General features: G+C 69.7%; 10 protein-coding genes, 1 tRNA gene and 1 rRNA gene. 7 read left to right on the forward strand and 5 right to left on the reverse strand.

What is annotated here, in order from left to right; translation table 11 throughout:
* The first annotated feature begins 15 nt into the window (after window positions 1-15).
* Both ppdK and G472_RS0107825 read left to right on the forward strand, forming a co-directional pair.
* On the forward strand, window positions 16-2,709 hold the full coding sequence (gene ppdK, locus G472_RS0107820; RefSeq protein WP_029007932.1) for a pyruvate, phosphate dikinase: 2,694 nt from the start codon (window positions 16-18) through the stop codon (window positions 2,707-2,709).
* A 137-nt stretch (window positions 2,710-2,846) separates the two neighbouring features.
* Window positions 2,847-3,254 carry a bacteriohemerythrin gene (locus G472_RS0107825; protein WP_029007933.1) on the forward strand — a complete coding sequence of 136 codons (408 nt, stop codon included), beginning with the start codon at window positions 2,847-2,849 and terminating at the stop codon, window positions 3,252-3,254.
* A gap of 6 nt (window positions 3,255-3,260) precedes the next feature.
* Here the strand turns inward: G472_RS0107825 and G472_RS0107830 are convergent, their stop codons facing one another.
* The 3 genes from G472_RS0107830 to G472_RS0107840 all read right to left on the reverse strand — a co-directional run bounded on the left by G472_RS0107830 (window position 3,261) and on the right by G472_RS0107840 (window position 6,991).
* Window positions 3,261-3,902, reverse strand: a complete 642-nt coding sequence (locus tag G472_RS0107830; protein WP_051340553.1) for a chemotaxis protein CheD — start codon at window positions 3,900-3,902, stop codon at window positions 3,261-3,263.
* A 121-nt stretch (window positions 3,903-4,023) separates the two neighbouring features.
* The gene (glyS, locus tag G472_RS0107835) at window positions 4,024-6,111 is read right to left on the reverse strand and encodes a glycine--tRNA ligase subunit beta (RefSeq protein ID WP_029007935.1); all 2,088 of its coding nucleotides are present in this window, start codon (window positions 6,109-6,111) and stop codon (window positions 4,024-4,026) included.
* Window position 6,112: 1 nt separating this feature from the next.
* Window positions 6,113-6,991 carry a glycine--tRNA ligase subunit alpha gene (locus tag G472_RS0107840; protein WP_029007936.1) on the reverse strand — a complete coding sequence of 293 codons (879 nt, stop codon included), beginning with the start codon at window positions 6,989-6,991 and terminating at the stop codon, window positions 6,113-6,115.
* A gap of 362 nt (window positions 6,992-7,353) precedes the next feature.
* Here G472_RS0107840 and G472_RS0107845 point away from each other — a divergent pair, with 362 nt between their 5' ends.
* The 5 genes from G472_RS0107845 to G472_RS31915 are packed head-to-tail and all read left to right on the forward strand — an operon-like array spanning window position 7,354 to window position 12,629.
* The gene (locus tag G472_RS0107845) at window positions 7,354-9,600 is read left to right on the forward strand and encodes a TonB-dependent receptor (protein WP_084536516.1); all 2,247 of its coding nucleotides are present in this window, start codon (window positions 7,354-7,356) and stop codon (window positions 9,598-9,600) included.
* Window positions 9,601-9,638: 38 nt separating this feature from the next.
* A complete protein-coding gene (locus G472_RS0107850; protein WP_029007938.1) occupies window positions 9,639-10,367 on the forward strand; it encodes a DUF4198 domain-containing protein in 729 nt (242 codons plus the stop codon).
* A gap of 17 nt (window positions 10,368-10,384) precedes the next feature.
* A complete protein-coding gene (locus tag G472_RS0107855) occupies window positions 10,385-10,657 on the forward strand; it encodes a DUF3649 domain-containing protein (protein WP_245593419.1) in 273 nt (90 codons plus the stop codon).
* A gap of 31 nt (window positions 10,658-10,688) precedes the next feature.
* Window positions 10,689-12,311 carry a PepSY-associated TM helix domain-containing protein gene (locus G472_RS0107860; protein WP_029007940.1) on the forward strand — a complete coding sequence of 541 codons (1,623 nt, stop codon included), beginning with the start codon at window positions 10,689-10,691 and terminating at the stop codon, window positions 12,309-12,311.
* A 6-nt stretch (window positions 12,312-12,317) separates the two neighbouring features.
* Window positions 12,318-12,629 (forward strand): DUF3325 domain-containing protein, encoded by a 312-nt coding sequence (locus G472_RS31915; protein WP_035691487.1) that lies wholly within the window; start codon window positions 12,318-12,320, stop codon window positions 12,627-12,629.
* Between the two features lie 184 nt (window positions 12,630-12,813).
* Here the strand turns inward: G472_RS31915 and G472_RS0107870 are convergent.
* Both G472_RS0107870 and rrf read right to left on the reverse strand, forming a co-directional pair.
* Window positions 12,814-12,890: transfer RNA gene (locus G472_RS0107870), tRNA-Met, on the reverse strand.
* 56 nt (window positions 12,891-12,946) lie between these two features.
* Window positions 12,947-13,062 (reverse strand): 5S ribosomal RNA (gene rrf / locus G472_RS0107875).
* Between the last annotated feature and the right edge of the window lie 159 nt (window positions 13,063-13,221).

Below are 13,221 nucleotides of genomic sequence, written 5' to 3' on the forward strand. Positions count from 1 at the left end.
ACAAAGGAATCCACGATGGCGAGCCAGGGCGACAACAAGTGGGTCTACAGCTTCGGCGGCGGAAAGACCGAAGGCCGCGCCGACATGAAGAACCTTCTGGGCGGCAAGGGCGCCAACCTGGCCGAGATGGCCAATCTGGGGCTGCCCGTGCCGCCGGGGTTCACCATCACCACCGGCGTCTGCACCTATTTCTATGCCAACGGCCGGAAGTATCCGGACGACCTGCGCGGCCAGATCGACCAGGCCCTGGCCGGCCTGGAGCAGGCGATGGGCGCCAAGTTCGGCGACCCGGTGAACCCGCTGCTGGTGTCCGTGCGTTCCGGCGCCCGGGCGTCCATGCCGGGCATGATGGACACGGTGCTGAACCTCGGCCTCAACGACACCACGGTGCAGGGGCTGGTGACGCGCTCCGGCGACCCGCGCTTCGCCTATGACAGCTATCGCCGTTTCATCCAGATGTACGGCAACGTCGTGCTGGACGTCGACCATCACCACTTCGAGGAGATTCTCGAGTCGCACAAGCGCGACAAGAACAAGCACTTCGACACCGACCTGACCGCCGAGGACTGGCAGGCCGTCGTCGCCGACTACAAGGCGATGGTGGAGCGCGAGCTGGGGCATCCCTTCCCGCAGGACGTCCAGGAACAGCTCTGGGGCGCCATCGGCGCCGTCTTCGGGTCGTGGATGAACGCCCGCGCCATCACCTACCGCAAGCTGCACGACATCCCGGCCGACTGGGGCACGGCGGTCAACGTGCAGTGCATGGTGTTCGGCAACATGGGCAACGACTGCGCCACCGGCGTGGCCTTCACCCGCAACCCGTCCACCGGCGAGAACCTGTTCTACGGCGAGTACCTGGTGAACGCCCAGGGCGAGGACGTGGTGGCCGGCATCCGCACGCCGCAGCACCTCACCATCGCCGGCAAGGAGTCCAACAAGTCCGACCTGCCGGCCATGGAAGAGGTCATGCCGGAGGTGTTCAGGCAGCTCGACGGCGTCCGGCTGACGCTGGAGAAGCACTACCGCGACATGCAGGACATCGAGTTCACGGTCCAGCAGGGCACGCTGTACATGCTGCAGACGCGCACCGGCAAGCGCACCGCGGCGGCCGCCCTGAAGATCGCCGTGGACCTGTGCACCGAGGGTGTCATCGACAAGGCCGAGGCGGTGAAGCGCATCGACCCCGCCTCCCTCGACCAGCTCCTCCACCCCACGCTGGACCCGAAAGCCGATCGCACGGTCATCGCCAAGGGCCTGCCGGCGTCGCCGGGGGCCGCGTCGGGCAAGGTGGTCTTCACCGCCGACGAGGCGGAAAGCCAGGCGGCGCTGGGTGACGCGGTCATCCTCTGCCGCGTCGAGACCAGCCCCGAGGACATCCACGGCATGCACGCCGCCCGCGGCATCCTGACCACCCGCGGCGGCATGACCAGCCACGCCGCCGTGGTCGCCCGCGGCATGGGCCGGGCCTGCGTCGCCGGGGCCGGCGAACTGCGCGTCGACTACAAGAACAAGATCATGTCGGTGCGCGACATCACGGTGCGCGAGGGCGACACCATCACCATCGACGGCTCCACCGGCGAGGTGATGCTGGGCTCCGTCCCGACCATCCAGCCGGAGCTGTCGGGCGATTTCGCCACCCTGATGGGCTGGGCCGACGAGATCCGCCGCATGGGCGTGCGCGCCAACGCCGAGACGCCGCTGGACGCCCGCACCGCCCGCAAGTTCGGCGCCGAAGGCATCGGCCTGTCGCGCACCGAGCACATGTTCTTCGATCCCAACCGCATCCTGGCGGTGCGCGAGATGATCCTCGCGGAGACCGAAGAGGGCCGCCGCAAGGCGCTGGACAAGCTGGAGCCCTTCCAGAAGCAGGACTTCGTCGAGCTGTTCGAGATCATGGCCGGCCTGCCGGTGACCATCCGCCTGCTCGACCCGCCGCTGCACGAGTTCCTGCCCAACACCGAGGCGGAGATGGAGGAGGTGGCCAGGGCCGCCGGCACCGACCCGCTGCGCGTCCATCACCGGGCCGTCCAGCTCCACGAGGCGAACCCGATGCTGGGCCATCGCGGCTGCCGTCTCGGCATCACCTTCCCGGAGATCTACGAGATGCAGGCCCGCGCCATCTTCACCGCCGCGGCGGAGGTGGCGCAGAAGACCGGCCAGACGGTGACGCCGGAAATCATGATCCCGCTGATCGGTACCAAGAAGGAGCTGGACATCCTGAAGGCCGTGGTCGACAAGGCGGCGGAACAGGTGAAGGCGGCGACGGGTCAGGACCTGACCTATCACGTCGGCACCATGATCGAACTGCCGCGCGCGGCGCTGCGGGCCGACGAGATCGCGGAATCGGCCGAATTCTTCAGCTTCGGCACCAACGACCTGACGCAGACCACGTTCGGCATCAGCCGCGACGATGCCGGCAGCTTCCTGCCCGACTACGAGCGCGCCGGCATCCTGGAGCATGACCCCTTCGCCACCCTGGACCAGGACGGCGTGGGCGAGCTGGTGCGCATCGGTGTCGAGCGCGGCCGCAAGGTCCGCCCCGACCTGAAGCTGGGCATCTGCGGCGAGCACGGCGGCGACCCCGCCTCCATCTCCTTCTGCGAACAGGTCGGGCTCGACTACGTCTCCTGTTCGCCGTACCGCGTGCCGATCGCCCGGCTGGCGGCGGCCCAGGCGGCGCTGAACGCCGACACCGTCAAGCGCGACTGATCACCCGCGGCGATATCCCCCTCCGGAGCGATCCTCCGGAGGGGGACATTCGTATGTGTTGCGACGACTCGCCATGCCGCCGAGCGCAGGGCCGTGCTACACTGGTCATGGACATCTGGGCATAAGGGGGCCCGGCCATGAACACTCCCAGCCTTGCCTGGTCCGATGACCTGGTCATCGGCGTCCCCGTCCTCGACCGCGAGCACGCCGCCCTGTTGGCCATGTTCCAGCGCCTTGCCGATCCCGACTGCGCCGGCGACCGCGCCGCGGTGCGGGCGTTGCTCGACACGCTGGTCGGCGAAGTCTGCCGCCACTTCGACGACGAAGAGGGATTGATGCATGAGAGCCGCTATCCCGACACCGCCGCGCACGTCGAATCCCATCACCTGCTGCTGAAGCAGGTGAACAGCTTCATCACCCTGCTCGACGGCCAGCCCGATGGCTGGGCCGCGGCCAACATCAGCGATTTCGTAGGCCGCTGGCTGCTCGACCACATCCGCGAGGACGACCGGCGGTTCGCGGCCTACCTGATCGCAAAGCGATAGGCGCCGTCACGGCGCCCGGCCGGGATTGGCGCCCAGCGTGCGCAGGGCGTCCAGTTCGCGGGCAATCGCCTCCCGCTCCGCATCGGGCCGCAGGAAGCGGCGCAGGACCTTGCCGCTGGCGGGAAAGAACAGGACGCGGCGGCCGGCGGTGCCGCCGAGATCCCGGCCGGTGAGGCGGATTCCCCGCTGCGCCACCCAATCCAGCGCGAAGGTGGCGTTGGTCAGGCCGACGTCGAAACTGCTGTCGATAACGCGGGCACCCCCGAACAGCTTCGCTTCCAGCCGGTCGGGCCGGGCGCCTCGGGCCAGCAGGTCTTCCAGCAGCCGTTCCATGGCGCACTCGCCGTACCGGGTCGGCGCCCCCTGCCCCTCCCGCTCCGGCCGGCCCGGCAGCAGGAAGTGATTCATGCCGCCCACCCGGACCCCGGCGTCGTGCAGGCAAACCGCGACGCAGGACCCCAGCGTCGTCGCCAGCATGTCGTCGGCGCGGCTGGAGATCCGGTGATGGCCCAGCACCACCGGCACCACATAGGAGTGGAATTCCGCGTCGAAATAGCTGCCATCGGGCCGCAAACCACCGACCGCACCGGCCCGCCGATCGGTACCGGGGACCGGCCGAGGGACCGGAACGCCGTCCACAGGGGCCATCGTCACTCTCCGCAACGGATCACCCGCACGTGATAGCCGGCAAAGCCTGAGCAAACCCCTAACACGGACCATCGCATCGCTCCTCCCCCGCCGGGGGCGGGGGAGGAGCGATGGCGGCGGCTTATCCCTCGATGCGGGAGACGTCGGCCACGGCATTCAGGGTGGTGCGGATCTGGCTGAGCAGCCGCAGGCGGTTGACGCGCAGCGTCGGATCCTCGGCGTTCACCGTGACCGTATCGAAAAAGGCGTCCACCGGGCCGCGCAGGCGGGCCAGCGCCGCCATGGCGCCGGCGAAGTCCTCCGCCGCCAGCAGGGGGGCGGCCTGCTCCGCCGCACCGGTGAGGGCGGCGTACAGCTCCTTCTCCTCGGGCTGCTGCAACAGGGCGGCGTCGACCGGCCGGTCGTGGGCGGTGCCGTCCTTCTTCTCCTCGATGCGCACGATGTTGGAGGCACGCTTGCAGGCGGTCAGCAGGTTGGCGCCGTCTTCCGAGCCGACGAACGCCTGCAACGCCTGCACCCGTGCGAGCAGACGCACCAGATCATCCTCGCCGCCCAGCGCGAACACCGCGTCGATCAGGTCGTGACGGACACCCCGGTCGCGCAGCACCACCTTCAGCCGATCGGCGAAGAAAGCCAGCAGGTCGCCCGCCACCCCGTCGGCCGGGGCCAGCCCGTCGGCGCCGTGCAGCCGGTGGGCCGCCCGGAACACCTCCAGCAGGTTCAGCCGCAGCCCGTTCTCCAGCACCAGCCGGATGATGCCCAGTGCGGCGCGGCGCAGCGCGTAGGGGTCCTTGGACCCCGTGGGCTTCTCGTCGATGGCGAAGAAGCCGACCAGCGTGTCGATCTTGTCGGCCAGCGCCACCGCCACGGACACCGGCGCCGTCGGGCAGGTGTCGTTGGGGCCCACGGGCCTGTAGTGGTCGGCGACCGCCTCCGCCACCTCCGGCCGCTCTCCCTCGCCCAGCGCGTAGTAGCGGCCCATGATGCCCTGGACCTCGGGGAACTCGCCCACCACGCCGGTGACCAGGTCGGCCTTGGCCAGCAGCGCCGCCCGGGTCGCCGCGTCAACGTCGGCGCCGATGGCGCGGGCCAGCTCCCCGGCCAGCGTCTGCATGCGCGTGACCTTCTGCGCCACCGTGCCCAGGCGCGCGTGGAAGGTGATGTCGGCCAGGGCCGGCACCCGCTCCTCCAGCTTCACCTTGCGGTCCTGGTCCCAGAAGAACTTGGCGTCCGACAGGCGGGCGCGCAGCACGCGCTCGTTGCCGGCCACCACCGCCTTGCCGCCGTCGCCGGTGGTGGTGTTGGCGACCACCACGAAGCGCGGCGCCATGCGGCCGTTGCCGTCCACCAGGGCGAAGTATTTCTGATGCGTGCGCATGGAGGTGATCAGCACCTCCTGCGGCACGTCCATGAAGGAGTCGTCGATGCGGCCCATCAGGACCACCGGCCATTCGACCAGGCCGGCCACCTCCTCCAGCAGCCCCTCGTCGGGCTTCAGCACCAGCCCTTCGGCGGCGGCGAGAGCCTCGGCGTCGGCCTTGATCTTCGCCTTGCGCTCGTCGCGGTCCAGCACCACGTGGGCGGCGCGCAGCTTGGCGGCGTAATCGGCGAAGCCGGTCACCGCGAAGGGCTCGGGCGACAGGAAACGGTGGCCGCGGGTGGTGTCGGTGAAGGACAGCGCGCCCTGGCGCGGCCCCAGCGGCACGGAGCCGTCCAGCGTCCGGCCGCCGAAGAGCGCAAGCACCGCGTGCAGCGGCCGCACCCAGCGCACGTCCGTCTGCGACCAGCGCATGGACTTGGGCCAGGGGAATTCGGCCATCACGGCGGGGATCGTCTCGGCCAGCACGGCGGCGGTGTCGCGGCCCGGCTTTTCGGTCACGGCGAAGTAGAAGACGCCCTTGCCGGTGTCGCGCTGCTCGCACTGCTCCGCCGACTCCAGGCCGGCGGACTTCAGGAAGCCCTGCAACGCCTGCTCCGGCGCGCCGACGCGCGGCCCCTTCTTCTCCTCCCGCACGTCGGCGGTGCGCTCCGGCAGGTCCTCGACGACCAGCGCCAGACGGCGCGGGGTGGAGTGGGCCTGCACCGCCCCGAAGGTGAGGCCGGCGGCGGCGAGGCGGTCGGTGACAAGGCGCCGGAGGTCGTCGGCCGCGCGCGCCTGCATGCGGGCCGGGATCTCTTCGGAGAAGAATTCGATCAGAAATTCGGGCATGTCAGCGGGCCCCTCCGGCGATCCACGCCTCGCAGCACGCCTTGGCCAGCGTGCGCACACGGCCGATGTAGGACGCGCGCTCGACCACGCTGATGACGCCGCGCGCGTCGAGCAGATTGAACAGGTGCGACGCCTTGATGCACTGATCGTAGGCGGGCAGCGCCACGCCGCGCTCCACCAGCGCCCGGCACTCCGCCTCGGCGTCGCGGAAGTGCTGAAGCAGCGCGTCGGTGTTGGCGTGCTCGAAGTTGTAGGCGGAGTATTCCACCTCGGCGCGCTTGAAGACGTCGCCGTACGTCACACCCTGTCCGTTGAAGTCCAGGTCGTAGACGTTCTCCACGCCCTGCACGTACATGGCCAGGCGCTCCAGCCCGTAGGTCAGCTCGACCGCCACGGGGTCGCACTCGATGCCGCCGACCTGCTGGAAATAGGTGTACTGCGTCACCTCCATGCCGTCGCACCACACCTCCCACCCCAGGCCCCAGGCGCCCAGGGTCGGGCTCTCCCAGTCGTCCTCGACGAAGCGGATGTCGTGCAGGCGCGGGTCGATGCCCAGCACCTCCAGGCTCTTCAGGTACAGCTCCTGCGCGTTGGCCGGCGAGGGCTTCAGGATCACCTGGTACTGATAATAGTGCTGCAGCCGGTTCGGGTTCTCGCCGTAGCGGCCGTCCTTGGGCCGGCGCGACGGCTGCACGTAGGCGGCCTTCCACGGGTCGGGGCCCAGCGCGCGCAGCGTCGTCGCGGGGTGAAAGGTTCCGGCCCCCACTTCCATGTCGTAGGGCTGGAGGATCACGCAGCCCTGTTCGGACCAGAACCGGTGGAGCTTCAGGATCAGGGCCTGGAAGGACAGGCCGGAGGAGTTCGCGCTGTTCGGCGCCATGGGCGGCCACGTGCATTCTTGTTGAGGCGCGCCGCACCTTACGCGGCGCTCCCCGACGAATCAAGCGCCCCCGGGGAGCGTAGCGGGAGAGCGGCGACGGGCCGAGCCCTCGCCGCCGCCGGGCATGCCGATCCGCTACCGAAACGTGTAAGGCACACGGTGATCGGGTGGACGGACGGGCATGGCGTCCCCGTCGGCGAAGCATACCGGGCTACACAAATGTATGTTGCGCCGCCCCGGGCCAGCCACTTATAATGCAAATCATTTGCATTCGCGACCCCGTTTTCCGGCCTCGCCAAGGGCCCCCGGGTTTACGGGCCGTCGCATAGCGAAACCGCCGCTTGGTAGAGGAACCGGCCACTATGAATCGAGTTCGCGGCAAGGCCGCCGTGCGCCACACCGCCCGCCGTCAGGGCGGCACCTCCGCTGCCCCCGATCCCCGTGCCGCCGGTGCGCGCCCGATCGGGGTGACCGCCCATCTGGCCGGCGCCGTGCTGGCGGGCGGCCTGACCCTGGCGCCGGCGGCCCATGCTCAGCAGCCGTCCGCCGCACCGGCCGACGCGATGACCCTGCCGGCGCTGGAGGTTACGGCCACCCGCGAATCGGCTCCCGGCGCGCTGCCGGCACCCTATGCCGGCGGCCAGGTGGCACGGGGCGGGTCGCTGGGCCTGCTCGGCACAAGGGACACCCTGGACACGCCGTTCAGCACGACCAACTTCACGTCCACGCTGATCGAGAACCAGCAGGCCCGCACCGCCGCCGACACGCTGATCAACGACGCGTCGGTGCGCACCACCACCGGCAGCAACGGGTTCGACGACACGTTCCAGATCCGCGGCTTCGCCGTCGGGGCGGGTGACGTCGGCTTCAACGGCATGTACGGCCTGGTGTCGTCCAACCGCGTGCCGGCCCAGATCATCGAGCGCATCGAGCTGCTCAAGGGTCCCGGCGCGTTGATGAACGGCATCGCACCCGGCGGCAGCATCGGCGGCGGCATCAACATCGTCAGCAAGAAGGCCGGCGACGAGCCCCTGACGCGCCTGACGACCACCTACATGAGCCGGTCGAACGTCGGCGCCCATGTGGACACCGCGCGCCGGTTCGGCGAGAACAACGCCTGGGGCGTGCGCTTCAACGGCCTGCTGCGCGACGGCGAAGCCTCGATCGACGACGGCAACGTGCAGTCCGCCCTCGGTTCGCTGGCCGTCGACTACCGCGGGGAGCGTCTGCGCTGGACGCTCGACGCCATCGCCCAGCGTGACGACACGGACAATTTCCGCCCGCAGATCAACATTCTGTCCACCGCCACGGCGATCCCCGCCCCGCCCGACGCGCGCAGCAACTGGTACCCCGACACCACGCTGGTCCAGAAGGATACCACCATCGCCTCCACGGTCGAGGTGGACGTGACGGAGACGCTGACCGCCTATGCCGGCGTCGGCTACCGCAAGGGCGAGAACGACCAGATCTTCCCCGTCTCCGGCCCGGCGGTGAACGCGGCAGGCACCTTCGGCGTCCGCAACTCCTATTATGATTCCTACAGCCACACCTACAGCGGCAACGCCGGGGCGCGCTGGCGCTTTGAGACGGCCGGTGTGCGCCACACCCTGAACGTCGGCTTCACCGGCTTCCAGCAGGAGGCCGGCAACGCCTACATCCAGTCCGCCGGCACGGCGACGTCGAACATCTACAACCCCTCGCCGCTGCCGGTCATCACGGCCCCGCGCACGTCGCCGCAGCGGGCATCCCGGACGACGCTGACCAGCATCGCCGTGGCCGACACCCTGTCGTTCGCCGACGACCGCCTGCTGCTGACCCTGGGCGTCCGCGACCAGACGGTGGAGGTCAAGAGCTACAGCACCGCCACCGGCGCGCTGACGAGCACGTACAAGGCCAGCGCGACGACGCCCCTTGCCGGCGTGGTGGTCAAGCCCCTGGAGACCGTCGCGGTGTACGCCAACTACGCCGAGGGGCTGACGCGCGGCACCATCGTCGGCGCCGGCTACGCCAACACCGGCACGGTGCTGGCTCCCTACAAGTCGAAGCAGTACGAGGCCGGGGTCAAGGTCGACTGGGGGACGGTCACCACCACCGCGGCGGTCTTCCAGTTGTCCCGCCCCAACTCGATCCGCACGGCGTCCAACGAGCTCGCCTATGACGGCGAACAGCGCAACCGGGGCGTGGAGCTGACGGCCTACGGCGAAATCCTGCCCGGCCTGCGCGGCATGGCCAGCGCATCCTTCATCGAGCCGAAGCTGACCCGCACGGCCATCGCGACGGAAGAGGGCAACCTGGCCGCCGGCGTGCCGGAGCGGACCTTCTCCGCCGGTCTCGACTGGGACCTCCCGTGGGTTCAGGGCCTTTCCGTCAACGGACGGGTGATCCACACCTCCGGGCCTTTCCTGAACACCGCCAACACCCTGCGCTTCGACGGCTGGACGCGCTTCGACATCGGTGCGCGCTACGACACCATGGTGGCCGGCACCCCCGTGGCCCTGCGCGCCAACGTCGAGAACCTTTTCGACAAGGACTACTGGCTGACGACGGGGACGTACGCGACCGTCGGCGCACCGCGGACGGTGCTGCTGTCCGTCTCCGCCGATTTCTGATCGCCCGCCCGACCCTTCACACCCAATCCGGATCGGTCATGAAAACGCTTTCCATCGCCATCGTCGCCCTGCTGGCCGGCACCCTGTCGGCGCAGGCGCACCACATCTGGATCGAACAGGCCGACGGCCGGGACGCGGTGATCCGCTTCGGCGAGTTCGGCGAGAACCTGCGCGAGGAGTCGCCGGGTCTGCTCGACACGTTCGTCAAGCCGGCCGGTACCCTCGTCTCCGCCACGGGGGAGCGGACCGCCGACGCCGGCAAGGCCGCCGACGGCTTCACGCTGCCCTTCAGGGCCGCCAACGGCGACAGCATCGTGGCCGAGGATGCGCTCTACCCGCTCTACGCCGGCAAGGACGGCGAGCGGACCACCGCCAACCGGTACCTCCCGGCCGCCCGGCTGATCACCGGATTCGCCGAGCTTCCGCCCAGGCTGGTGCTGGACCTGGTGCCGGCCGGCCAGCCGGGACAGTTCAAGCTGTTCTTCAACGGCCAGCCCCGGGCGAAGACCAAGGTGACCCTGGTCACTCAGTCCGGCTGGTCGAAGGAGGATTACACCGACGAGGCGGGCCTGGTGTCCTTCGACATGCCGTGGAAAGGCACCTACGTAGCGGAGGTCAGCATCACCGACGGCAGCCCCGGCGAGCGTACGGGGGCCAACGGTCCCGAGGCGTACGATGGCGTGAGCTACGTCACGACCGCGACCTACGTCCACGCCGAGGGTCTGGAGCCGATCCCCGCCGGGCCGGCGGCCGCTGCCCACAAATGATCCGGGTGGTGGCTCCGGTGGTGACGCGCATCCGCGCCTTCGGTCCGGTGGCCGCGCGCATCGTGGCAGCGCTGTTCGGCGGTTACGCGCTGGCGGCGCTCTCCGGCGTGGCCGTGCTGGCCCTGCCCGTGAGCAAGCTGCAAGCGGTCATCGCCGGCATGCTCGCCAGCTTCCTGATCTGGGCCGGGGCGGTGGTCTGGGTCTTCGCGGCGCGCAGCGCCGCGCGGGCCTGGGCCGGCCTGCTCATCGCGGCCGCACCGCTGCTGGCGGCGGCATGGTCGGTCTGGTGACGGGGCCTGGCCGATGAACGAGGAGACCCGCGTGAAGACGGATCAAACCCCGCGTCCCGCCGGACGCGGCTTCCGCCCGAGCATGTCCGAACTGCACACCTGGGTCGGCCTGCTGCTGGGATGGGTTCTGTACGCCATGTTCCTGACCGGGACGGTGTCGTACTTCAAGGACGAGCTGTCGCAGTGGATGCGTCCGGAGATGCCCCATCGGGCGGCGGTTCCGGACCGGGCTGAGGCGGCGCAGCGCATCGCCGACGAGCTGGCGGCCATCGCCCCCGGCACGGCGCAATGGAGCCTGCGCCTGCCCGACGCGCGGACCAACAGCGTCTATGCGTTCTGGCGCGTGCCCTCCGCCGGGCCCGGCCAGCGTGCCTTCGATGAAGCCAACTTCGATCCCGCCACGGGCGGCAAGGTCACGGCGCGCGACACGCAGGGCGGCGACTTCTTCTATCGTTTCCATTTCCAGTTCCATTACATGCCCGTGGTGTGGGGGCGCTGGCTGGCCGGTGCTGCGGCCATGTTCATGCTGATGGCCATCATCAGCGGCGTCATCACCCACAAGAAGATCTTCGTCGACTTCTTCACGTTCCGCTGGGGCAAGGGGCAGCGCTCATGGCTGGACGCGCACAACGCGCTGTCGGTGTTCGGGCTGCCTTTCCACGCGATGATCACCTACACCGGCCTGGTCACGCTGATGGCCATGTACATGCCGTGGGGGGAGCAGGCGGCGTTCAGGGAACCGGCGGAGCGCCGGGCGTACACGGCCGAACTCAGCGTCTTCATCCAGCCGGGCAAGCCCGACGGGGTACCGGCGCCTTTGGCGTCGGTGGCGGAGATGGTGCGTCAGGCCGGGGAGCGCTGGGGCCACGACAACGTCGGCCGGGTCACGGCGACCCATCCCGGCGACACCGCGGCCCGGGTGGCCGTGGCGCGCGGGGAGGCCGGGCGCGTCTCCATGAGCCCGCAGTACATGGAGTTCGACGGCGCCACCGGCAGGCTGTTGCAGATCCGCGAGGGGGTGGGCGCCGCGGCCGAGACGCGCGGCGTGCTGTACGCGCTGCACCTCGGGCGCTTCAGCGATACGGTGACGCGCTGGCTGTATTTTCTCGTCAGCGCCATGGGCACGGCGATGGTCGGTACCGGCCTGGTGATGTGGACCGTCAAGCGCCGGCAGAAGCTGCCCGACCCCGAGCGGCCCCATATGGGGTTCCGCGCGGTGGAGCGGTTGAACATCGCGAGCATCGCCGGCCTGTCGGTGGCCATGACCGCCTTCCTGTGGTCCAACCGCCTGCTGCCGGAGACGCTGGCGGCGCGCGCCGACTGGGAGATCCACACGTTCTTCATCGTCTGGGCACTGACGCTGGTGCACGCGGTGCTGCGCCCGGCCGGGAGAGCCTGGGTCGAGCAGTTGTGGGCCGCCGCCGCTCTGCTGGCGCTGCTGCCCGTGCTCAACGCCGTCATGACGCCGCGGCCGCTCTGGCACAGCCTGGCCGCGGGGGACGCGGTGTTCGTCGGCATGGATCTGATGTGCTGGGCGCTGGCGGCCCTTCACGGGGTGTTGGCGATGCGCACCGCCCGCCACCGGGCCACGCTCCGCCCCGCCGCCCGGCCGGCACGCCCTGCCGTGGCCGGCGGTGTCCTGCGCGAGGGATGAGGGGACATGAACCATCTGCTGCCGTTCGTGCTGTGCCTGGCGGGCTTCGCGGCCCTGGCCCTGGCGATGGACCGCCAACAGCACGACCTCTTCGGACGTCGCCTGCCGACGCGGTCCTCCGCCGGCCTGCGCCTCGTCGGCACCGCCGCCCTGCTGGCCGCGCTGGCAGCGTTGGTGGGATGGCAGGGCTGGGGCCTCGGGCTGGTGATGGTCAGCGGCCACACCAGCCTCGCGGCCGGGATCGTCCACGCCGCGCTGATCGCGTACGTGCGATGGAGCGCGCACGCCGGCGGCGGCGTACGGGCGATGAAGCGGTGACCATTGCTCTTGTGGGACGTGCGGCTGGCATCATCCGCAAGGGAAGAGCCTGTGACCGCGGAACACGACGCTATCACGCCAGAGTCGGTGGCGAAGGCACTGCACAAGCGGCATGACCGCTAAGGGTAACCGGCACGGACGCGAAAAAGCCCCCGACGCCGTGTAGCGTCGGGGGCTTTTGATTTGGTTGCGGGGGCAGGATTTGAACCTGCGACCTTCAGGTTATGAGCCTGACGAGCTACCGGGCTGCTCCACCCCGCGTCAGAGGTGCGGGACAGGCGAAGAGGGATGATCGTTTCGGTGTGGGCGCCGTGGTGACCCGGCGGCGACCTACTCTCCCACGTCTTAAGACGCAGTACCATTGGCGCTGAGGGATTTCACGGCCGAGTTCGGGATGGGATCGGGTGCAGGAGCCCTCGCCATGACCACCGGGTCACCGGGGCGCCCACGCCGCAACGATCTGAACGGGTGAAAGTGACGTTTGGACGGTGTTTGCTGTCTTGCGGCGTGTCTTGTAGCGGATCGGGCTTGCTGCTGCGCGCGGTGCAGCGCAGAGGATCAAGCCGATCGAGCGATTAGTAAGGCTCAGCTT

Source organism: Azospirillum halopraeferens DSM 3675 (assembly GCF_000429625.1).
Lineage (GTDB): Bacteria > Pseudomonadota > Alphaproteobacteria > Azospirillales > Azospirillaceae > Azospirillum > Azospirillum halopraeferens.

Excerpts from the sequence above, each read along its gene's own strand:
- ppdK (WP_029007932.1), top strand. The coding sequence starts at position 16 with ATGGCGAGCCAGGGCGACAACAAGTGGGTCTACAGCTTCGGCGGCGGA.
- G472_RS0107825 (WP_029007933.1), top strand. The coding sequence starts at position 2,847 with ATGAACACTCCCAGCCTTGCCTGGTCCGATGACCTGGTCATCGGCGTC.
- G472_RS0107830 (WP_051340553.1), bottom strand. The coding sequence starts at position 3,902 with ATGGCCCCTGTGGACGGCGTTCCGGTCCCTCGGCCGGTCCCCGGTACC.
- glyS (WP_029007935.1), bottom strand. The coding sequence starts at position 6,111 with ATGCCCGAATTTCTGATCGAATTCTTCTCCGAAGAGATCCCGGCCCGC.
- G472_RS0107840 (WP_029007936.1), bottom strand. The coding sequence starts at position 6,991 with ATGGCGCCGAACAGCGCGAACTCCTCCGGCCTGTCCTTCCAGGCCCTG.
- G472_RS0107845 (WP_084536516.1), top strand. The coding sequence starts at position 7,354 with ATGAATCGAGTTCGCGGCAAGGCCGCCGTGCGCCACACCGCCCGCCGT.
- G472_RS0107850 (WP_029007938.1), top strand. The coding sequence starts at position 9,639 with ATGAAAACGCTTTCCATCGCCATCGTCGCCCTGCTGGCCGGCACCCTG.
- G472_RS31915 (WP_035691487.1), top strand. The coding sequence starts at position 12,318 with ATGAACCATCTGCTGCCGTTCGTGCTGTGCCTGGCGGGCTTCGCGGCC.